Origin of the sequence: Synechococcus sp. MIT S1220 (genome assembly GCF_047303025.1) — a bacterium.
Classification (GTDB): Bacteria; Cyanobacteriota; Cyanobacteriia; order PCC-6307; family Cyanobiaceae; genus Parasynechococcus.
Genome location: NZ_CP138939.1, coordinates 496,316 through 516,047 on the forward strand (window position 1 = coordinate 496,316; position 19,732 = coordinate 516,047).

The window sequence follows — 19,732 nt, forward strand, 5'->3', positions numbered from 1 at the left end:
CGCAACGGGTGTGAAATGGAAGAAAGGTCATCCAAATTTCGACCATATACAGAATTTTGTGGCAATGTTTTGGGGACAGCGGGGTGAAAGATCCAATGTCAAAAGCACGTGATCTAGTTAATGGTCATTTATTTCCTGTTCTTGCTTTGGTCTCAACGGGAACGTTAATTGGAATCTTTTTGCAACTTGATGCGGCACTCAGTAATGATGCACAGCGTTCTCAGCAGGCAAAAAACTTCAACGATTGTGTGAGCACGATGATGTCTCTGAAGAAGGATGAGGCCCCAAAGACGCTCGAACGTGGCGTCAAAGCAATGGCTGTGCGCTACTGCAATGGCGGGTGATTCTGTTTTGTTCGAAAGGGTTGCATCAAGCAATTCATGTCATTTGTAGGTTGCTTGAAAGGTTCGCTACATTTTCTGGTGTGGTGTGGAAGAAGTTCAACCCCGTTAATGCGATGTCGCTGGGATTCAGTGAGTCGTTAAAGACAGTGTTGGGCTCAGAGGTGTTTATTTCTAGTACAAGCTTGTTCTCTCTGGAGCGATCATCGAACCATTGATGACCTGATGTGTTCATTTGCCTCCAACCACTTGACTGGGTTGATTCAACGTCAAGGATTGTCCTGCCTTTGCTTGTTCCAATGAGCTCGTCGTGAGGTAATATTATTCCTTCTTTTGCAAGGCAATCTTGTGGGATTATCTTATTTTTGCGGTCAAGTTGTTCGGTTTTAAATCGCTTTTTTGATGCTTTTTTCTGCTGTCTGGGTGGTGAGAAATCGACTCTTTGGCTGTCTGAGCAAGGCGTAATCGTGTCTTTCTTCCCTGGTAATGAGTTGTATATAAATGATACAAAGTTTTCAGGGCAGATTAAATTTTTATCCCATTCTCGGTCAAAGTTTTGAGTTGGTTTTTGGGTATTGATTTCCTGTAGGCTATAACCTAGCTGCTTGAGTTTCTCAACCTCTGCTGTCACTGTACGCAACATGTGGCGGTATTGAATCAAGTCCTCTCGATTTGGGCCTTCAATAGTTCCATCGGCTTTTTTTTCGAGATTGCCATGGCCTGGGATGATTAACGTGTCGTCTCCTGCAAGTCGAATCATTGTTGTGATCGCCTTGATCAGGCCGCGAATTGTTCCACTCCTAAGGTCAATTAAAGGATAGCCGCCCGTCATATAAGTATCGCCTGTGAAGAGAAGATTGAGTTTGGGTACCCAAATGGCTAAATCTCCATTTGTATGCCCTGCAGGAAGGTGTATCAGTCGTACGACGATGTCGTCAACAAACAAGCTCATTTCATCTCTAAAGGTAATATCAGGTAGGCCAGTAGGATCAAAGTCTTTCAGTGCCACCATCTGTTTCCTGGCGTTGGCGTGGGCGATGATGTTGGCCCCGGCATCGCTGAAAATGGAATTTCCGAGGATGTGATCATGATGGCCGTGGGTATTGATCAGATAAAATGAATTCTTGGTGTTTTTGATCTCATTGTTGATATTCCGATTGTTGTGCGGCGGGCAGCCGCTGTCGATCGCAATAGTATGGTCGGCATTGCCATGTTTTTTGGTGCGTTTATCCGCGGTTTTAGATTGTATTTTCTCGAGTAAAGTGATATTTCCGGCGTGAAATTCCTTTGAATTTCTGATTGTCAGCTTCCATGATTGAATGGTCGCTCTAAAAGTATTGTCCCACTTGCGATCGTTATCTTTGAGAAAACCGCACAATCCAATTATCGGGCTGGGTGATTGACCTCTCCCCTTGCTGTTATGACTGCTGGTGTTGTCGTGGTAGTGGTGATGTCCGTGATTACCCGCCATTCGTGACGCAATTCATGGCTTCACGAATTTGTCGATCTTGATGAAGAGATGCTGTGTCGTTGAACACGCTTGTCTCGCGTGCAAAGTTTGTTTGATGACCTATTGCGGCGATGTGACCATTCCACAGGCCAGGGATCTCCGTCGAGGACGAGGTGCAACCAGGTGCTGCTCTCCAGCGCCAAAGCGATGGTGATGATTTGTCGAGGGTGATTGTTCATCCATTGCTGTGCAATCTCGGTTACGACCGTCAAGTTGAGAGATGGCACCAGGAAGATCACCAGGATCAGCCAACCCAGCAGATTTACCAGGCGAACTGTCGTACCGATCAGCGGACCGTGGGACCAGATGGATCGATGGCGGATCAGACGCCGATAGGGCCACCAGATTAAACCCAGCCGTCCCCATCGATGCAGTGCTTTGGAGCGGGTGTCGAGATCAGGGGAAAGCCATAGGCCACCAAACAGAAAGGCTATTGCCGCAGTGATCCCGTCCGTCCAACCCCAGATCAAGCCCACTGCGGCTCCCAGCGGCAGGCTCCAAAACCAGGTGGCGCGATCGTGTTGTCGGCCGGATGCCAAGTCGAGCTCGTTGACGCACTAGGGTTAGGTTGCCGCGTTCTGGCAAAATTGACCTGATTGGGCGATTAGCTCAGCGGTAGAGCACCTGCCTTACAAGCAGGCTGTCCACAGTTCGATCCTGTGATCGCCCATCAAGATTCCTCTCTCCGTCATCTGACGAGACACGTCCCAATCGGGATATGGCTCTCTGCTTCCGAAGTTGATCTCATACTTAAAGCCAGCAGGATGATAAAAGCTTGACTCTCATTGTCAGTTGAACCCTGCGGTACTTGCTTCTTCTGATGTTGCGGCGCAACAGGGTTCTGTAGAGCTGATCCTTCTCTCCAAGACATCCCTCACGCCATTCCAGGCTTACTGGTGCTGTTGGTTCGTTGCCCACAACGCTTCGAGTCCTTGAGCTGAGTTGGCCAGGGATTCCCAACTTTTTTCAGATTGATTCATCTGGCAATGCTCATCTCAGTTTGGCTACTTTCCACTCTCGGGTCGTGGAAAAAAAAAGCCTTTGCCACAGTTGTTGGTGGCTGTGACCAACCTCACAGATAGAGTCAACTCAGGTCATCGAGTGGTGCAGTGATTCCGGAGATGGTGTGTGCATCGGCGGGGAAGACCCCAACGACAAAAGCCATACCCTGAATCACTATGTATCCCTCTTTTTCTTTCAATCCGGAATCAAAGCAGTTCAAGCCCAGCGAAAAACTCAAAAAGATTTATGATGCATCCAAGATTGATCTTAGCGACTTACAACCCAAGCTTTGATAGGACCCCAAGAATCCACCCAAGTTGATCTGGAAAGACTTTAATTTGATCGAGCCGAGTGAAAATACAGATGAAGATGGAGAGATTAATGGTACAAGCTATAATGATTATATTCCTGGGACGAATGGCGATGAGACGATTAACGGTTTCCATGGAAGTGATCTGATTTATGGTGGTGATGGAGATGATCATCTTTACGGCTATTGCCTAAGAAACCGACCAACCGAAGGAGTTGACTCCGTGTATGGCGGTCGAGGGGATGACACAATCAGGGCAGATTATGCATACGGAGAAGAGGGAGACGACTCCCTTTATGCACCACACTTCGGAGGAGCCTATCTAGACGGTGGTATTGGTGATGATCGTTTAAACGGCGGTCAAGAAAGAGATACGTTGTTGTGAGGGGCTGGTCATGATTATCTCAAGGGTGCCAGTGACTCGGACACAATGACAGGGGGACGAGGCGTTGATCATTTCGTTGTTGGTCAAAGCAATGACCATCTTTATGGAATCAGCAGGGATCTGATGACAGACTTTGAAAATCTTTGTGACAGAATTTAGTTTGAAGTCGTATCTTATCGCAATCTATCATATCAAGATTTAGATTTTGCTTTTAATGCAGCAGGCAGTCTTGTTGTTTCGAAAGATGTTGAGTTTATGGATGATGATCAGCGACGACGTGTTTCCGGTGTCCTGGCAGAAATACAGGGTTTGAATTCCAGCGTAGGTCTTGAACAACAGGACAGGTCGTGCGGTTCCTGATCAATTCCTTGCAGAATCAATGCAATCACCAGCCCCGTCAGGAATGGCGGAGGTTTTTATTGCCCAGTCGTCATGCAGTGCTTTTTTGTGTATCGGAGTGGTTCACTCAATTAGGTGATATAGATCAATGAATTAGGATCTTCAAGATTAATTTTGTATCGCATTTTTTGTTCAGATCAACCTATTGGTGGGAGCAGCTGCCAGCTCCACTGGATCAACCAGGCAATGAATGCTGAGTTGAGTATGAAAATGAACTGTTCGTTCAGCCTTGGCCATTGGCGTTTGTCTTGCCCGCTGAAATTCTCCTCATCTGTTTGCCGGCTTAAGGCAAGGTGGGCTCCCCAATTGAGGACAAGCCAGGCAGATAACCATTCAAGGAGGAAATATTGGTCAAGTCCATACATTTTGTGATGTTTAGCACTTTGATTTTAATTTTTTACCAGCCCTAAAGCCGTTTGGCAATATCTATTTAACCTTAATTAGGGATAATCCTCTTTAATGCACTTCTAAACGCAATTGATTGCGGTTAACCAGTGCCCACACCCCACCCCAAATAGAGGGGATCTGGAAGCAAAGTTACCCGAATGGGTAAAGCACTCTGACAGTGACTATGGGTTATATGCATATCGGATCGATGCTCTCCACATCCCCTATCTGTCGAGTGTAACCACTCATTTCAATCGCTTTTGTTGTCGTTATTGGCACCTACAGAGCGTATGGCCAAGATCTTGGGCTTTACAGGTTATGTTGGCAACGCGGAAGCCCTGATGTCCTATGGCACTAGAGCTGAAAGCTATACAAAACCCATTACGGTGAACCGGAAAGCGAATCATCGGGCCAAGCAGGTGGCATTGCTGTGTTGCTATCGATCTCCCCTCAAAAAATACACACTTACTAGCTCTGCCCACTGTGGGTTTTTTATTTCATGGCTTCCATTAATTTAAGGTGCTGCAAGGTGCAGTAATGATGCCTCATTTTAGGGGGCTCCAACCAGATCTGCACTCGCGTTAAAGCGTTAGTCGATGGCAATCTTGATACACTATTTCAGCTGTAGCTGGCTAATAAAACCCAGGCAAACCCTTTGTTCTGTAGCACTGTACTTAAGTGTATGGACTGCATGACTCAAGAAAGACTGATCAACAATGCAATCGATCAAGCAAAGAAGGTGATGCTTGTACCCTCCTTATATGTAAATCGTCAATGTCTCGCTACCAATACAGTTTGGCCCAGTTTGTCTTGCCTCCGTGCTGTGTGTCGAGATATGATTAATAGGCGCGTTTATGGCAAGGTTTTTCACCTATTTAATTTGGGGGCTCTTCTGGCACTCTCTACGGCGAGTTCGGGAGGGTTTCCCCGACGTGCTTTGGACTCTGTCACTGTTTTGCCTTCTGGAGAACATCCTGCTTGAATCACGATGGCAGCGCGTTTGTTACCCCTTTGAGATTTTGATGGCTAGTCAGAATGTTCCTGAACCACCACGCGCGCTCACGTATACGGAGATGATGAATGAAGGGCGTCAGTACATTGACGACGGCCGTGACGCTCAGGAGTTGTCTCTGCAGGCCAGGATTGAAGAGCTAGAACGCAGGGTGCAGCATCTTGAAAACGTGATCCGCCGTCAAATACGGCTTGGCCGAATGAAGGATTGAGGGCATAATTTTGTCTTGGTAGTGAGCTTTATCTTTTGTTTCATCCTTTGTTTCTAAGAGATGCATTTGATTGGCCATATCTTCAGCTTTTATGTCGTCATTTTTGTTTTTGTCCAGCGCGATCGTGATACCGTTCGTCAATGCAGTTGAATTTTTATCGCTCACCGATCTCCTCAGAATGGCTATGCCATGAGTTCGTTGGATGAATGTCTTGCCTGAGGGGTTTAATTTTAAATCGCGCGAGTATACTTTCATTTGCTTCTGTTTTGCCTTGAAGTCGTTGTTGATTAAAAGTGCTGGTGCCATCGGTGCGTCTCTCTATTTGCTCCTGACCCCTGTTTTGGCGGCTCCAAAGCCGATTTTGGAAGAGCTCCTCAGCGTTAATCAGACGCTTGGCGGACGGCACGTTAAATATCCAGCGGGCAAACCGGAAATGAGATTTTTTCGGGCGACGCTGCCCGCTGGCGCGAAATTTCCCCTGCACGTTCACCCTTCACCTGTCATTGTTTATGTTCAGGAAGGAACGTTGACCAATGTTCGCCTTGTTGATGGGCAAGAACTCAGGGATGTGATTCCCGCTGGCGGAGGTTTTCTTGAAGGCTCTCCAGATGAACCCCATTACGTCGTTAATCAAGGGGTAGAACCGGTTGTTTTATTGGTGACCTTTGCCTCTGTGGAAGGGTTGCCAAATCTGACGCGGATTAAACAGTGATCTGTCCGTTAAGGAGTGCGGTGTGAGGAAGGTCTTCAAGTTCACGGCTCCTCAACGCAGTTTGTCCCATCTTCTATGTGAGTAATCTGCCAAGTGTTGATGACATATTTTCTTTGTCGCAATGCATATGTTACGCAATCGGGAAGATAATTCTCGCCAAATTGGCTCATTGTTTTTTTGATTTGACTCATAAGATAGTGTCGACTGCCTCTTTTGTTGTAATGTCGCGATCATGCCTCGTCATGATTTAATTTTGAATATCAACATGAATGCGCTCCCTGCACTGGTAGGCATATCAAGCATTGTTTGGGTTTCGATTGGAATCCTTTCCCATGCTGATTGGGTTCTTCGGATTTTCAGGAAAGAATCAGAAATCATTGCTCAGCAGCAGGCGACAATTGAGAAATATGGTTATGGAGCAATCTCACGACCTCGTAGATTGACTCAGAAAAATCTCTTTGTCTTTGGTTATTGGGGGAAAGATAGCGTTTCTTCTCAAGAAGGTAGTGCTGAAAATGTTCAGAGTAGTCCGGCAATATTTACACTGGCTAATGTGAATTTGGTCGCATTTACGTCTATTACCGTTTTGGTTGTCCTGAGCAAGGGTCTGTTCCGAGGTTTAGGGATGTTTTGACGTTTTTGGTTGACTGCAATCCCCTTGATTTATATTGTATTATTTTTAGTGACTTCTTGTTAGATACACACTTTGCTTGATACTTTAAAACCAATATTCGTTCTGTTTGTCTTCAGGAACGAACCATGCCTTAATTTGTCGTCTTTCCGCAATCACAACTGCAAATCACAACTTGATTGGCCATCGTGAAGTTGTTTGAGAAGTCTTGCTGCTAATGCGCGGGAGATGCGGCGTTGAACTAGGAGATCGCAGATCCAGTCGAATAAAGGCGGCATCGTGCTGTTTTGAGCAAGGCGTTGCTCCAACGTTTGAAGCTCTTCTGTGCGTCTGCACCCCCTCAAGGCGTCGATCAGTGTGTCTTCGACCGGTTGATGAGTCGCCAGCCTCTGCGTTGTGTTCACGAAATGGATCGCATCCTTTCTCTTGTCATGGCATCCCTGCCCGCTTGTTGTCACTATCGGATCACATGTCCCGGCAACCGAGGGCTGAGCTTGAGCCGTGCAGATCCCCCATCGGCGACGGGCTTTGATGCGGTCGCGCTTTTCGCCGCTGCCCGCATTCCCAGTCATCGCTCATCGTCTTGCTTGGCTTGCTGCTGGCTTGCCAGATTGGTTTTGGATGTGTCCCAATTCTCTCTATGCCGTCAGCCCGTACAAGATGTGTCTTTGGTCTGGGCTTGATCACCAACCTGGATAGCCTTCTGAGCCAAGATGCGACCTGAAACACCTGGCGTGCAGAGAATTGCAAGCACAATGCCTCAATCTATTGGTGATTAGCTTTTGATGAATGGACGCTAAGCCATTGTAATGACTAGCGATTCTGCCATTGCTTTATTTATTTAACAGAAGGATCCTCGTCTGCTCGAAAAATGTCATGTGATTAATTGATCTGTTTTGTGGCGGTTCGTGAGGATCACGACACCGTTCTTTTTGGGGCTGGATTTCATCCCAGCCTTCCTTCCTGGTGGGCCATGAGATTGGGTCCGCACGAGCCACAATCACTTCTAGTGATCAACAGCTGTTCAGCTGCCAAGCAGCGCGGTCATGGTGCATGAGGGCTGATCCATGCCTCGTGAGGTCTCCTGGTGTGGCAGGACCGCTCAGCTTTGGTTGGGATCGATGGCCTTGCTTTCGGAATGCTCGCGGGATTTTGGCTGCGGTTGGGTCTTAGTCTGCTGTGGCTGGCCGGATGCCAGGGTCGCCTCGAGGCGTTGGAGCTGGGCTTCCCTGATCGCTGCTGTCTTGTCCATCAGTTGAAGGGTTTCGCGATGGCCGTTGAGCCCCTTTCGGCGACGCCAGCGGTTTGCCGGTGAAATGTAAAGGTGTTGAACAGTAACCCCAAGACTTTTGTTTGCCCTTGCTGACAACCGCATGAGTCCTGGTCGGCCTTCCGCGTCAGCCGCTGCGGCTAAACGCGTGCAGAATCCTGGTGGCAAGAGGTTGTCGTCTGCCTAAATCGGCGGCTCAAGCGGCCGAAGACTTCGTTGCGAGTCGATCAAGAACCGGGTCTTTGCGCGTTTCTGGCGTCAAATTTGTGCGCCGATCGGATCACGGATGTATCGCCGCTGTGGTGAGGCAGGCGAAATGTTGGGCGGTTGTGACGCTCGGCAGTGGTGCACAGCGGTTGTGGATTCAGCCCGTTGTTTGGCCCTGCCTCGATCCCCTCCATCGCTTCATGCCTGCGTGGTCATTCCTCATGGGCTCCTACGTTTGCAAGGAACTCTTTGAGGTCTTTTGGTGTGCTGTCGCGTCGCGCAGCAGCCTTAATGCCCATGAAAAGTCAACGCATCTCTCTGCCGCTTTTTATTGAGCCTCGCTCAGTATGTGGTTTTTGTGCTGATTTCGTTCATCCTTTGGTGTGAGTTTCCCTGGACTGATTGGCTGCCTGATTTTGTAAAACTTGTATCCTAATGATGGGGTATTGTTGTAGCTTGTCGTTGAAGAGCGGTCCTTGGTGTAATTGAATTTATTGCATAGTGATTAGGGTCGTTCGGGGCTTGTTTTTGGTTGTGTATTGTTGTAAAGATTCCGAGTTTTATGGGAGCAATGTTTGTTTTTCCTGTTGATCTGTTTGGCTTGAATTGGCCCAATCAGGCCTGCTTAAAAATGTCTGCTAGGGACGTCGTTTGGATGATGCAGTGTTGGATTCATTGTGTGGAGTTACCTCAGCTGTAAATCCTCCGGTATTCAGTGGGGGTGTATTTCATGCCTGTGATTCGTTCGCTGCAGGTTGTGGTTGTTGCAGGGAGATCGGAACTGCAATCTGGGATTTGAGACTCTTGATAGGCGTGAAGGCACAACATGCTGACTGGAAGTGCTGTTGATGCCAGCACCGAGAGAATGGCAAGACTTTTGATCGGCATGACTTCGGAGGTGTTTGCTCTGTGCAAAGCCTCGTTCCAGCAGGTTTGTATGCGTTTGATCCTGGTCAAGCCGTCCTGTGATTCTCCGCACAGTGCATACTCAGACGCGATCTGAACGACAGGGCCAGAGCAAGATGCTGCCTCTGTTCCTTGTAACGGAATCAGGTTTGGCTGAGGGAGTAACGCTCACCAGGTTGTGAGTCGATCCAACGGGTGCCTTCTGGTAGCCGTTGGCCCGATTCCGCGATCGATCCCTGCATTTGCAGGATGCCACTTAAGGCCCCTTCGAATCGGACGTCTCCACCAGAGGTGCTGGCCAGCACAGTGCGGGGTTGGAAACGCTCCACCAGTTGCGGCAGGACGCTTTTCCCTTTGACGAAGGAGCCAAAGATGGGCAAGCCAAGATCCACCATCGGAGTGATCACAGCATCCAGTTGTTGTCTGGGGATTGTGGGATCGAGAAATCCATGGGGTTCCAGGTAGAGCGTTCCGCTGCTGTGTTCGAGCAGATATCCGTTCTCAACCGCCGGCACTGGAGCTCCTGCGGTGGCCTGAATGCGCAACCCTTGCTGGTTCACGCTTTCTCCCGGTTTGAGGCTGGTGACGGATTCAAATCCCAGATCACGAACAACCCGGCTCGCCGCCTTGGATCCCACCACCGGAAGAGTCCTCGACAACAGCTTCAGCGTGTCCGGGTGAGCGTGATCGGCCAGGCCCTGGGTGAGGAGAAGCAGGTCGAGTTGTTCAGGAACGGGTTGTGGTGCTCCCAACGTTCCCTCCAGCAGCCACGGGCCAGGAGGGAAGCTGAGCGATCCTTCAAGCCATGGGTCCACCAGAACTCTCAGGCCTGCGAAGTCGAGCAACCAGCCATTGGCGCCCAGATACGTTGCCGCGAGAGTCATGAGAGAGATTCTTGGCGCTGCCGGCAGCTGTCGCAGAGCCCAAAGAACTCGAGCGTGTGAAACAGGAGGTTGAAGTCGCCGCAGGCCTCAGCCGGGATGGTTACGTCGTGAATTGGGCAATGTTTCAGCGGTCGCGTCTGACCACAGTCCACACATGTGATGTGATGGCGATCCCTCTCCACAGGCGCGTAGAGGGCTTCTCCACTAGGGAGATGGCGGCAGCGGACCAATCCACGTTGTTGCATGCGGCGCAGGTTCCGATACACCGTGGCAAGCCCCATTTCGATCGGTCCTCCCTCAAGGCTTCGATGCAGCTGTTGACCGCTCATTTCATCGGTCTGGCTCTGCAGAACCTTCAGAAGGTGTTCTTGACGGCTGTTCATCGATGGAGAGGCCAGGGGCATGGCGTCAGAACGTCACCAACCAGCGACCGGCGCAGGCCAGCCCAACCATCATGCTGCCCAGCAGCCATGTTTTGCGGTTCGGTTCCAGCATCCGACGCCCCAGGATGATCGCTCCAACTGCACCGATCAGCACGGTTGTGGTTTGGCAGAAGCCGATCACGTGCGGTTCCGCACTCCAGTGCGGCCATCCAGCTGGCAGCACCATTCCTGCTTCGCGCATGCTCAGAGGCAGATGACGTGCCAGAAGTACAGCCCAGAGCATCGGTAAGCCTGCATACAGCCAACATCTGTTCAGCCATAAGCCGGCCGCCATGGGGAGAGCCAAGGCGAGGAGCGCGAAACTGAGGCGCGGCAGCAGCGGTCCTCCGTGCATCGTGACCGGCGCTCGCGGCAACCAACCGAGAAGCTTGTCCCAGTGATGAAGACTGATGCCGCCTGCCAGAACGAGGATCAGACCCTCTCCCTCGGCGGGCCCACCCTTGAAACAGGCGTAACTGTTGCAGCTGCCGCTGCAGGTGCCGACCTCAGCTCGCAATTCCAAGATTGTCAATTTGGCGAAGAGGCCGTTCATCCCTCCAACAGGACAGAGGTACCTGCACCAGAAGCGCTTTTCAAACAGCAGTGAGCTGATCACAGCACCACAGGCGACTCACCAGTGGCAGGCTCAGAGGATCAAGGCCACCACCAGGCTCAGAACAGCTTGAGGATGCTGGTTTGGGCCAAGGTTTGCGGGCCAAGCCAAAGGTCGAGATTGACGGCGATGAACAGCCAGCTGACAAGGCCGAACAGAAGGCCGTTCCAGAGCCGTGGTGATCGCATCGGGTAACGCAAGGCTGGCCGCCAGCGCCAAAGATCAAACCGGTGGCGAGTGGTTTTGTTGTCGAGCCAGAACATCTCCTCAGGCAACGCTTCAGGCAGGGAGGTCTGCTGCCGCTGGCGAACCTGTCGCAGGGCCCGTTTCATCAGATCGTCCAGTTTCCGCAGATTGTTCGCGAAGTCGTGGTTCTGCAGGCGCCGCACGACGGATTCGGGTAACTGTGGTGGGCGCGTCCAGCCCATGCTGGAACTCTTCAGCAGCAGCAAATAGCCCAACCAAGCTCCCAGATCGGAACGGCGCACCCGTAGCGGTGGTACGCGGATTTGCAGTGTGAACCGGACCAAATCCGGTTGCGTGGTTTCACTTGAACACAGCATGCGTCCGCTGAACCCGGGGGATTGACCTCTTGCCATCACGATCAATTCCACGCGCAGGGGGGCTTCAATCCGATCGATCCCCTTGTTCAGGACTGTGTTCTCACCAAGCGAGTTCAGGAGTCGATTCGCGTTGCGATGTTTGAGATCTTCGGCGTCGAGGCTGATCAGCAGCTATCGCCTCTGGTTGGAGCCGTAATGGATCAAGGCTGCGCGGTTGTCTTTTTCCAGTCCCGGTTCGCAGCTGATCAGCACTGGACAGCGGCCTGGATCTACGGCTGCCGCATGAATCTCCTGCCGCAATCGCTTGGCATAACGGCTGTCTCCCGCCACTCCCCGCCGGACTTGACCCACCATATGGGGAGCCAAAGGCACCAGCTGGGCTTCGCGATCAGTCACGTGCTGCGCTGGTGTTGATCAGCGCTTCACTCATTGTCCAAAGCCGCTGGCGCTGGTCGGGGTCGAGGGCCGCTCCGGCCACCCGACAGCGTCCGGGAGCGCCGCGCATGCCTCCCAACTGTCCAGGGCCGTAGTGCTCACCCCCTGATGCAGTGGGCGCTGTGGCGGCATGCAACTGGGGCAGTGCCCCCATCGCTGCACTTTGGAACAAGGGTTGCATTAATTGATAGACGATCGCTTCCGTACGACTGCCACCGCTCAGCACGGCCGTCGGCTGCAGATTGGTCTGCGCCATCCCCGGATGTGCGGCCAGAGAGCGCACGGAACTCTCATCGGCAACAAGACGTGCGTTCAGTTCGAGCGCGAACATCACGTTGGCCAGTTTGCTTTGGCTGTAAGCGCCATAGCGGTTGTAGGACTCTTGCCAATTGGGATCGTCCCAGCGGATTTGGCCGAAGTACTGCACCCCTGAGGTCACCGTCACGACCCTGGCCCCACGCTGGGCTTCGAGAAGTGGTAGCAACTGGGTGGTGAGGGCCATGTGCCCCAGATGATTAACGGCGAATTGCAGTTCATGGCCCTGGGCGCTGGTCTGCCGCGGTGGTGCCATAACCCCGGCGTTGTTGATCAGCAGATCCAATTGGCCGTAACGGGATTTCACCGTTTCAGCTGCTGTTGCAACGCTGTTGAGATCCGCAAGATCCAGATCCAGAAGATCCAGGTCGTTCAGCCCCTCCTTGATCAGACCCATCCGGGCTGATTCGGCTTTGCGCCGGGAACGGCACGCCATCAGCACCGTGGCACCCCGCTGGGCCAGAGCTCGAACGGTTTCAAGCCCAAGACCAATGTTGGCACCAGTTACGAGCGCAATCCGACCGTCTTGGGACGGGATGTCTTCAGCTCTCCATCCCATGGCGCATCATTCTTCAGGGAAGAGCAGTTCCGCGAGTTCGTCGGCATCGACGTCATACACCCTCGCCAGGCTGGTTTCGATGGCGCTCGTCACTTCACCGGGAAGGAAACGCATTGAATTCAGAGCATCTTCGGCGATGTCGTCCGTGAGAAGTTGCTCCTCACTGTCGAGTTTCTCGTCGTTGATCACCGCCATCACCCAGTTCTGGTAGGCATATACGAGATCCGAGAACTCGAGTTCGGGATCATTCAGATCCAGGGCCATCGGATGCGTCCATTTCTCCTTCACCACAGTTTGCCTTGTGGATTGTCAGCAAGCAGTGGGTTGGCGACAGTGAAAAGAGGTTGGTCTTGCCTTACGTCGCCCCATGCAGTCCCTAGATGAACGCATGCAACGCGTTGTGGCGCGTCGCCAGGAGCTTGCGCTCCGTTGGGATGCACTGCGCAATAACGACCTGCTGCAGTTGTTGGTAGTGACCCTGCCAGGTCTGTTGCGGGCGGAGCGATGCGGGTTGTTTGTTCTTGATCCAGATGCGGATGAGCTGTGGCTGGAGGCGGGAACAGGGGTGATGCAGCGTCAGATCTGCGCTGATCTCGATGGTTCGATGGTTGGTGAATGCGTCCGCATGGGGACTTGCGTCAATCGCTCAGGCCTGGAGCAGTTGCAGGGGGCTCACCAGCAGGCGGGTGAGGAGCTTTCTTATTCCGTCTCCACTGCGATGACCGTGCCCATCCATGGTGTCGACGGCATGGTGGTCGGTGCTTTGCAGGTGTTGAACCGCCTCGATGGTCAGAGTTTTGCTGAGGCGGATCAGGCTCAGCTCGAGGCTGTGGCTCACGCCATTCAGCCTTCGGTGCAGCGAATGCATGCCAGTCGCCAGTTGCAGCAGCGTTCGCTGAAACTGGACCGCACCATTGAGGTCCTACGCGAACGCCTGGAGGCGATGCGCCCTGGGCACAGCTTTCGCACGTTTGAACCTGCCCACCTCGCCCATGCGGAGGGATTTCTGCATCATCGGTGGAACGGCCGTTGTTATCCCCCGTTCATTGACCGGAGAGCGACCGAACACCTCACCCAGTCTTGGGACACCCAGCCGAATGATGTCCTCCTTGCGACGCATCAAAAGGTAGGAACTCACCTGGCCAAGAAATTTCTGGTGGAGCTGGTGCGAGCGAATGTTGATCTCCCAGATCGGCATCCGATGGCTGAGGGAGATATCGGCCATGGAGCCATGCCCTGGCCCGAGGTTTTGCTGTCTCAGGAGACGCCTGGAGAGTGGCAGCGATTTCAGGCGGCAACGTCGGATCGTCCGCGCCTTTGGTACCTGCACTGTGCCGTTGAGGATCTGCCCTGTCGCCGTATCCACCCGCAGACGCGTTTTGTGGTCGCCATCCGCGATCCACGCGCAGCATTGGTTTCTCAGTACTTCTTCTGGGTCCGTCACCCTCTGCTTCAGGTGGATCCAGAGCTCGACATGGATCGCTTCGCTGAGCTTTTCGTGGAAGGGGATCTTTATTTCGGCAGTTATTTCAAACATGTGCGTGAGTGGCTGACGCCGGAACCTCGACTGCAGGCTTCGCAGATCTGTGCTCTTCGTTATGAGGACATGGTGGAGCGCAAAGCGGACACGGTGGAGAAGCTTCAGCGGTTCCTGTTCCCATCGGCATCGCTGTCAGCGGACCGGGCAGCGGAGATCGCTGCCGCGACGGAATTTCAGACCATGAAGCAGGGCATCACAGCCAACCCTGGCAGTTTTCACCTCAATCCCAAGCTCTATTTTCGGGCGGGCACCACGGACAACTGGCGCCAGCATCTGTCTCCTTACGCCGAGAAACTTGTTGTGAACGCTGCTCGACAGCAATGGGTTGATCTGGAAGAGCATCCCCTGGTCGGCCCCTATCTCACCGCGATGGCGCACTGATTTCGAGCTTTTGTCTCATCTGGTGGAGGCGCTGCTGGTTTCGTTCTGGCCTGGGGCATCAGGTTGTTGTTCCGGGGCGGCTGCGGCGAAAGCAGCGAGAGATAGGCACTGGATGTGCAGTGCGTTCAGGCGTGTGAACGGTGAGAGATCAAGGCCCAATCGCCTTGCTGCTTCGAGGTGGGGTATCACGAACACGTCGGCCAGCGTCGGTCGTGTTCCGATGCAGAAAGGGCCCGGCAAAGAGTCCAGCCAGGAATTGAGGCTGTCTAGAGCATCGAGCTGGTGATGACGCACACCGGTCTGGAGAGCGGCTGCCAGGGTCGGACCGAGGTGCCGGCCGGCGTCCAGGATGGGTTGACGCAGCCTTGCCGGGAGCAAGAGAGGTTGCAGCGAGCTGTTGACGTGCTCGGCGATTGCTCGGCAGATCCGGCGCTCCTTTTTGGAGCTCGGCAACAGAGCGTCGCTTTGTCCATCCAGGGTTTCCTCCAGGGTCTCGAGGATGGCCAGTGTTTGAACCCAAGGCTCTCCATCCACAAGCAGGGTGGGAACTTCGGCTCGAGGATTGAGCGCCACATACCAGCCGCTGTGTTGTTCGCCTCGATCGAGGCAGACCGGTGTGTAGGTGAACGCAAGTTGTTTGAGCCGAAGGCCGATCTGCAGGCGGTGGGATGCACTTGATCGCCAGCATCCAAACAGTTGCAGCGAGGGCATTGGAGGGGGTGTGGACTCTCATTCAAGATGGCGTTTATGAGCACGCCGTCTTCCGACCCGGTCCAGTTACAGGCCACCTTGTTTGATTTCGCAATCGCTGAACTGGTCCGTCAGCACAGGGAGAGCTTTCAGCCGATCTGGTCGGTGGACAGCTGGGTGAAGCTGCTGATTTGGCTGTCGCTCAATTGCGGTTGCCGAGGCGATGAAGACGGGATGAAGTGTTTCGCTGAGGCGCTGGGCCCCAGCCTCACCACGCGGCTGCGGCGGCTGTTTTTCGAGAGGGAACTGGAGGATCTGGATCTGCAACTGATGGCGGACCCTGCTGAGCCGCAGGTCTTGGTGCTGCCGATGGGGCCGGGAGCACCGTTGGATCTGTCGCGGGTCGCTGCGGTGATCGAGCGGATGCAGCTGGAGGAGCAGGTGGTGCTAGATCAGGATCGCTGGCAACACCTCGATGGGGTGGTGGCGATCCCGCGCAGGGAGTCGGCGCCATGACCCTGATCTGTGGTTACTGCAATGCCGGTTTTGTTGCCGTTGCCGATGCGGTTTCGGATTTTTTTAACCGCCGGTTGGATCTTCAGCGGCCGGGCTTGGCCTTTGGTCCGTCTGGAGAGAGCGATCCCGCCAAGCTCAGTACCGACATCAGCCTGGTGGCGATTGATCGCAGTGATGCTGAGTCCTTTGCCTTGGCCCAACTGATCTTGCGCGGTGTCACGGCAGGTTTGGAGCGCTACCTGGCGGATCGCCCTCTTTTTCGTGACTGTTGTCCCGATCAGTCCCTGTTTGTTAACCCGATCTTCAATCTGCAGCACTACGCGCCGGGTGAAGGTTTTAAACGATGGCATTGCGATTGGACCATCGGTGATGAGGCCACAGAGCCTGTGCATCGCGTCCTGGCTTGGATTTTGTATTGCAATGATGTTGATGAGGCTGGCACTGAATTCCACTGGCAGGGCCACCATGAAGCGGCAGAACGGGGAAAACTGCTGATTTTTCCGGCCGGACCATCGCATATTCACCGTGGTCGTGTGAATCATCAGTCGAGCAAATTGATTGCGACAGGGTGGATCAATGCCGGGCGGCAAGAGGATTATCTCAAGCGCTTGGCGCAATGAATTGTGTGTCTGCGGCGTTGTTCATTGCGACGGCAATCACTGGTTTTTGCGCAGCATCGCTCCTTGCTCAACATTGATTATTCATTGCCACTTTTTGTCTCTTGAATTGGACCAACCAAAGTTTTGTCAGCGGTTAGATTATAACTGGTCGTGCATTGCAAATGGGCGTGGATTGCAATATCCCCAAACTCTTGTTTCTTGTTTTTATGTTGATTGTTGTGTTCAGATGCATGCGAACCGATGAGTGTCTGAAGGTGGCTCGCTCGATCTGGAATTGAAGGTGTTAATTCGTTGGGCGTTTATTCGTCGGTCTCGGCGTGCTCATTCTGTTCAGGTTGGAGCTGGTTGGATTGGGATCCAAGCCGCAGCGTCTGGTCTTTGGACGGTGGCCATTCCATGGGATACACCTGGCGTTGGGGAAAGGGTATTCCGATGCCATTGTCTTCGAAACTGCGCCAAATTGCCTGCCTTAGATCACTCCCCACCCCAAAGGCTTCCAAGGGATTTCGAACCCAGAACAGCAGTCGATAATTGATTGAGGAATCGGCGAAATCGACCGTGAATGCTGCTGGTGGAGGGTATTGCAGCACCCTTTCATGCTGCTTTGCGACTTCTTCGAGAAGTGCGATCACCTGCTGTGGCTCGTGGTGATAAGCGGCACCAACTATGACCGAATCACGCCGGGATGTTTCTTCGGCTGTGAATGATTCCGCTTCTTGCGTGAAAAAATTCTGGTTGGGGATCAGCAGCTCGGCACCATCGCGACCACGGCGAAGCTGGGTGGCACGCAATCCCAGTTTGCGAACCGTGCACGGATCACCATTGATCATCAGTATTTCCCCTGGACGAACGGAGCCTTCGAACAACAACCAGAGGCTGCTGATGAAATTGGAGATGATTTCTTTGATGCCGAAGCCAATACCCACAGAGAGGCCACCGGCCACGGCCACGATCGCTGTTCCATTGATGCCCATGTAATACGCCACTCCCATCACGCCGATTCCGACGACTGAGTAACGCACGATCACCTCGAGCGCCTTGCGGCCTTGTGGCTTGATGCCAAAGAAGCTTCCACCCAGCCAGGCGGCAAAGGCGGCAGGGCGACTGGCCAGGGAGATGACCAGGTAAACGATGACGAGGGCGGTGAAGAATTTGCCAATCGTGAGGGTCACTCCAAACACGTCGCCAAGGGAGATGAGTGAAATTGATTCCCGGCTCCCCAGCATCTGGAAAAACGTGAGGATCGTTCCCACCAGCAGGATTGGCCTGAAGAAGGATTTGTCGATCTCCTCGACTGGCACCTTCGGATGGCGACTGCTGATCAGCTGCTTGGTGGGTTCCACACAGCGCCAGATCGTCCAGAGCAAAGCCAGGTACTGCAAATAGCCGGCAGTTACCCCAAGTCTTGTGAGGATTGAGGTAACCACTAACAGCATCGCTGGAACGACGAGTTGGGTGAGGCTGGAATGCAATGAGGTCTGCAGCTTGCGCTTCAGCCTCGATTCGCTGGTGATCGCGATGACGAACACCCCAACTTGAAGGAGGACCGAACCGCGTTGCAGATAACCGAGCCAGGTGGTGGCTTCAGAGGTCAGAGCACTGATCATTGACCGCTCTCCCGCAGGCTCTTGAGGATGTCCTGTGTTGCCTCTTCGGGGCTGCGGATGTCGTAGATGGTGTCGAGCAGGGCATCTGAGATCGCTTCGTATTGCACCGGGTCGCGGAACACCCTGGCTTTCGACTGCCCTTTCGCCGCATTTTCCTGAAGGGACTGTTGGGCATACATCACCAACGCTTCAGTCCCACCAGGGATTTTGGACGCAACGATTTTGGCTGCTTTCCGATTGACCGGCAGGGAATTGCGCCCCGCTAGAGCATAGGTTTTCTGCGCCCAGGGTTTGCTGATGAAGTCGATCATCACCAGCGCTTTTTCACGTTGCTTGGGGCTGGAGTTCCGTCCGAGCGACCACACCTGCAGCTTGGTGGTGGCTTTCAGATGAGTTGAAGGTCCCTTGGGTAATGGGGCGAGCTCGAGTTTGTCCTTGAATTTCTCGCGCAGCTCCCGCAGGCTGCTACTCCAACAGGTGATCCAGTCCAACTCTTCGTTGATCAGGGCCTTGCGGAGGCTGCGCTGATCGTTGAGAAAGCGGATGTTTTGTTGGTAACTCGCGGCTTCCAGCCAGCGGAGCCAGTTGGTCACATTGAGCTGCCGTTCAGGACTCGGGGGCAGATTGTTCAGCGCAGCTTCCATGGCTTCGCCGGCATCAAATGATTCCGCACTCCAGAACAGATCTTTCAGTTGCAGGGCCATCCCGAAATTGTTCTCATCGCTGTCCTGTTGCATTTCCTTCAGCGTTTCGGGTGGTGACGCCAGGCGTTGCTTGTTGAAGCAGGCCAGCTGGACAAATTGATTGACCGGTCGACCCACGAGCTGACCGTCTTGCGCCGTCACCAATTCGAAGAGATAGGGCGGGGTATCGGCTCGATCCTCTGCTGAAAGTGTGATCGGATCGACCAGGTTGCGGTTGTACAGCTCCAAGGCCGTATCGCTGTCGGTGATTAACAGGTCCGGTCCGAATCCACTCTGGGTCTGTGCAGCAATCTCCTCGACGAAATTGGCTTGGGATGACAGGGTGAGTTGGGGACGAATGGACGGGTCCACTCCCTTGATGTGGCTGATGGCGTCCTCAGTGATTTCACGTAGGCGCTCGTAATCCCGACTGGAAACGGTTTCTGCGCTGTTGATCGTCCGGACCACCTTGACGACAACGGGTGGTTTCCACGGACCGCTGCAACCAGTCGTCAGCGCAGCTAAGGCGATGCCCAAGGCCAGATGCCGGATCCGGATTGGGTTCATTATTCACTGGAAGTTCGGGGATGTTAGGGGCGTTGGCTTGAATGGGCTGGGCTT

At 53.1% G+C, this 19,732-nt stretch carries 25 protein-coding genes, 1 tRNA gene and 1 pseudogene; 13 read left to right on the top strand and 14 right to left on the bottom strand.

Annotation, left to right across the window (positions count from 1 at the left end; translation table 11 throughout):
• Window positions 1-95 precede the first annotated feature (95 nt).
• The gene (locus SIB64_RS02460; RefSeq protein WP_413441750.1) at window positions 96-344 is read left to right on the top strand and encodes a hypothetical protein; all 249 of its coding nucleotides are present in this window, start codon (window positions 96-98) and stop codon (window positions 342-344) included.
• Between the two features lie 34 nt (window positions 345-378).
• Here the strand turns inward: SIB64_RS02460 and SIB64_RS02465 are convergent, their stop codons facing one another.
• Together SIB64_RS02465 and SIB64_RS02470 are read right to left on the bottom strand one after the other, a co-directional pair.
• On the bottom strand, window positions 379-1,812 hold the full coding sequence (locus tag SIB64_RS02465) for an MBL fold metallo-hydrolase (protein WP_413441751.1): 1,434 nt from the start codon (window positions 1,810-1,812) through the stop codon (window positions 379-381).
• A 20-nt stretch (window positions 1,813-1,832) separates the two neighbouring features.
• Window positions 1,833-2,390 carry a metal-binding protein gene (locus SIB64_RS02470; protein ID WP_413441752.1) on the bottom strand — a complete coding sequence of 186 codons (558 nt, stop codon included), beginning with the start codon at window positions 2,388-2,390 and terminating at the stop codon, window positions 1,833-1,835.
• A 59-nt stretch (window positions 2,391-2,449) separates the two neighbouring features.
• On the opposite strand from SIB64_RS02470, the gene SIB64_RS02475 reads away from it, so the two are divergent.
• A tRNA-Val gene (locus SIB64_RS02475) sits at window positions 2,450-2,521 on the top strand.
• A 414-nt stretch (window positions 2,522-2,935) separates the two neighbouring features.
• Here SIB64_RS02475 and SIB64_RS02480 read toward each other — a convergent pair.
• Window positions 2,936-3,091 carry a hypothetical protein gene (locus SIB64_RS02480; RefSeq protein WP_413441753.1) on the bottom strand — a complete coding sequence of 52 codons (156 nt, stop codon included), beginning with the start codon at window positions 3,089-3,091 and terminating at the stop codon, window positions 2,936-2,938.
• A 79-nt stretch (window positions 3,092-3,170) separates the two neighbouring features.
• On the opposite strand from SIB64_RS02480, the gene SIB64_RS02485 reads away from it, so the two are divergent.
• The 5 genes and pseudogenes from SIB64_RS02485 (at window position 3,171) to SIB64_RS02505 (ending at window position 6,903) form a co-directional block, all read left to right on the top strand.
• Window positions 3,171-3,548: a calcium-binding protein gene (locus SIB64_RS02485; protein WP_413441754.1), complete on the top strand. Its 378-nt coding sequence runs from the start codon at window positions 3,171-3,173 to the stop codon at window positions 3,546-3,548.
• 6 nt (window positions 3,549-3,554) lie between these two features.
• Window positions 3,555-3,707: pseudogene (locus SIB64_RS02490) on the top strand (hypothetical protein); the annotation flags it as partial.
• Between the two features lie 1,649 nt (window positions 3,708-5,356).
• On the top strand, window positions 5,357-5,557 hold the full coding sequence (locus tag SIB64_RS02495; RefSeq protein ID WP_413441755.1) for a hypothetical protein: 201 nt from the start codon (window positions 5,357-5,359) through the stop codon (window positions 5,555-5,557).
• A gap of 202 nt (window positions 5,558-5,759) precedes the next feature.
• Entirely contained in the window at window positions 5,760-6,269 is a 510-nt protein-coding gene (locus tag SIB64_RS02500) for a cupin domain-containing protein (RefSeq protein WP_413441756.1), read from the top strand.
• Window positions 6,270-6,501: 232 nt separating this feature from the next.
• On the top strand, window positions 6,502-6,903 hold the full coding sequence (locus SIB64_RS02505) for a hypothetical protein (RefSeq protein ID WP_413441757.1): 402 nt from the start codon (window positions 6,502-6,504) through the stop codon (window positions 6,901-6,903).
• A 152-nt stretch (window positions 6,904-7,055) separates the two neighbouring features.
• Here SIB64_RS02505 and SIB64_RS02510 read toward each other — a convergent pair whose 3' ends face one another.
• Window positions 7,056-7,472 (bottom strand): hypothetical protein, encoded by a 417-nt coding sequence (locus SIB64_RS02510; protein WP_413441758.1) that lies wholly within the window; start codon window positions 7,470-7,472, stop codon window positions 7,056-7,058.
• A gap of 515 nt (window positions 7,473-7,987) precedes the next feature.
• On the opposite strand from SIB64_RS02510, the gene SIB64_RS02515 reads away from it, so the two are divergent.
• Both SIB64_RS02515 and SIB64_RS02520 read left to right on the top strand, forming a co-directional pair.
• Window positions 7,988-8,215, top strand: coding sequence for a hypothetical protein (locus tag SIB64_RS02515; protein WP_413441759.1), 228 nt, complete (start codon window positions 7,988-7,990; stop codon window positions 8,213-8,215).
• Between the two features lie 221 nt (window positions 8,216-8,436).
• Entirely contained in the window at window positions 8,437-8,712 is a 276-nt protein-coding gene (locus tag SIB64_RS02520) for a hypothetical protein (RefSeq protein ID WP_413441760.1), read from the top strand.
• 355 nt (window positions 8,713-9,067) lie between these two features.
• Here SIB64_RS02520 and SIB64_RS02525 read toward each other — a convergent pair whose 3' ends face one another.
• The 5 genes from SIB64_RS02525 to SIB64_RS02545 form a co-directional block, all read right to left on the bottom strand.
• A complete protein-coding gene (locus tag SIB64_RS02525) occupies window positions 9,068-9,265 on the bottom strand; it encodes a hypothetical protein (protein ID WP_413441761.1) in 198 nt (65 codons plus the stop codon).
• 161 nt (window positions 9,266-9,426) lie between these two features.
• Window positions 9,427-10,167, bottom strand: coding sequence for an MBL fold metallo-hydrolase (locus tag SIB64_RS02530; RefSeq protein ID WP_413441762.1), 741 nt, complete (start codon window positions 10,165-10,167; stop codon window positions 9,427-9,429).
• Entirely contained in the window at window positions 10,164-10,571 is a 408-nt protein-coding gene (locus SIB64_RS02535; protein WP_413441763.1) for a Fur family transcriptional regulator, read from the bottom strand. The genes SIB64_RS02530 and SIB64_RS02535 overlap by 4 nt, the downstream gene beginning before the upstream one ends.
• Before the next feature lie 4 nt (window positions 10,572-10,575).
• Entirely contained in the window at window positions 10,576-11,205 is a 630-nt protein-coding gene (locus SIB64_RS02540) for a 4Fe-4S binding protein (RefSeq protein ID WP_413441764.1), read from the bottom strand.
• A 56-nt stretch (window positions 11,206-11,261) separates the two neighbouring features.
• The gene (locus tag SIB64_RS02545) at window positions 11,262-11,765 is read right to left on the bottom strand and encodes a hypothetical protein (RefSeq protein WP_413441765.1); all 504 of its coding nucleotides are present in this window, start codon (window positions 11,763-11,765) and stop codon (window positions 11,262-11,264) included.
• 21 nt (window positions 11,766-11,786) lie between these two features.
• Here SIB64_RS02545 and SIB64_RS02550 point away from each other — a divergent pair, with 21 nt between their 5' ends.
• Window positions 11,787-12,179 carry a hypothetical protein gene (locus tag SIB64_RS02550; RefSeq protein WP_413441766.1) on the top strand — a complete coding sequence of 131 codons (393 nt, stop codon included), beginning with the start codon at window positions 11,787-11,789 and terminating at the stop codon, window positions 12,177-12,179.
• Here SIB64_RS02550 and SIB64_RS02555 read toward each other — a convergent pair.
• Together SIB64_RS02555 and SIB64_RS02560 are read right to left on the bottom strand one after the other, a co-directional pair.
• Window positions 12,154-13,074 carry an oxidoreductase gene (locus tag SIB64_RS02555; RefSeq protein WP_413441767.1) on the bottom strand — a complete coding sequence of 307 codons (921 nt, stop codon included), beginning with the start codon at window positions 13,072-13,074 and terminating at the stop codon, window positions 12,154-12,156. The two genes, SIB64_RS02550 and SIB64_RS02555, sit on opposite strands and share 26 nt — an antisense overlap.
• A 6-nt stretch (window positions 13,075-13,080) precedes the next feature.
• Complete coding sequence (locus tag SIB64_RS02560; RefSeq protein WP_413442838.1) at window positions 13,081-13,338, bottom strand: hypothetical protein; 258 nt, start codon at window positions 13,336-13,338, stop codon at window positions 13,081-13,083.
• Window positions 13,339-13,441: 103 nt separating this feature from the next.
• On the opposite strand from SIB64_RS02560, the gene SIB64_RS02565 reads away from it, so the two are divergent.
• Window positions 13,442-14,995 (top strand): sulfotransferase domain-containing protein, encoded by a 1,554-nt coding sequence (locus SIB64_RS02565; RefSeq protein WP_413441768.1) that lies wholly within the window; start codon window positions 13,442-13,444, stop codon window positions 14,993-14,995.
• A 15-nt stretch (window positions 14,996-15,010) separates the two neighbouring features.
• Here the strand turns inward: SIB64_RS02565 and SIB64_RS02570 are convergent, their stop codons facing one another.
• On the bottom strand, window positions 15,011-15,706 hold the full coding sequence (locus tag SIB64_RS02570; RefSeq protein ID WP_413441769.1) for a glutathione S-transferase N-terminal domain-containing protein: 696 nt from the start codon (window positions 15,704-15,706) through the stop codon (window positions 15,011-15,013).
• Window positions 15,707-15,742: 36 nt separating this feature from the next.
• Here SIB64_RS02570 and SIB64_RS02575 point away from each other — a divergent pair, with 36 nt between their 5' ends.
• Both SIB64_RS02575 and SIB64_RS02580 read left to right on the top strand, forming a co-directional pair.
• Window positions 15,743-16,201: a protein phosphatase gene (locus SIB64_RS02575; RefSeq protein ID WP_413441770.1), complete on the top strand. Its 459-nt coding sequence runs from the start codon at window positions 15,743-15,745 to the stop codon at window positions 16,199-16,201.
• On the top strand, window positions 16,198-16,821 hold the full coding sequence (locus SIB64_RS02580) for a 2OG-Fe(II) oxygenase (RefSeq protein ID WP_413441771.1): 624 nt from the start codon (window positions 16,198-16,200) through the stop codon (window positions 16,819-16,821). The genes SIB64_RS02575 and SIB64_RS02580 overlap by 4 nt, the downstream gene beginning before the upstream one ends.
• A gap of 299 nt (window positions 16,822-17,120) precedes the next feature.
• Here SIB64_RS02580 and SIB64_RS02585 read toward each other — a convergent pair whose 3' ends face one another.
• Together SIB64_RS02585 and SIB64_RS02590 are read right to left on the bottom strand one after the other, a co-directional pair.
• The gene (locus SIB64_RS02585) at window positions 17,121-18,428 is read right to left on the bottom strand and encodes a mechanosensitive ion channel family protein (protein WP_413441772.1); all 1,308 of its coding nucleotides are present in this window, start codon (window positions 18,426-18,428) and stop codon (window positions 17,121-17,123) included.
• The gene (locus tag SIB64_RS02590) at window positions 18,425-19,678 is read right to left on the bottom strand and encodes an extracellular solute-binding protein (protein WP_413441773.1); all 1,254 of its coding nucleotides are present in this window, start codon (window positions 19,676-19,678) and stop codon (window positions 18,425-18,427) included. The genes SIB64_RS02585 and SIB64_RS02590 overlap by 4 nt, the downstream gene beginning before the upstream one ends.
• Between the last annotated feature and the right edge of the window lie 54 nt (window positions 19,679-19,732).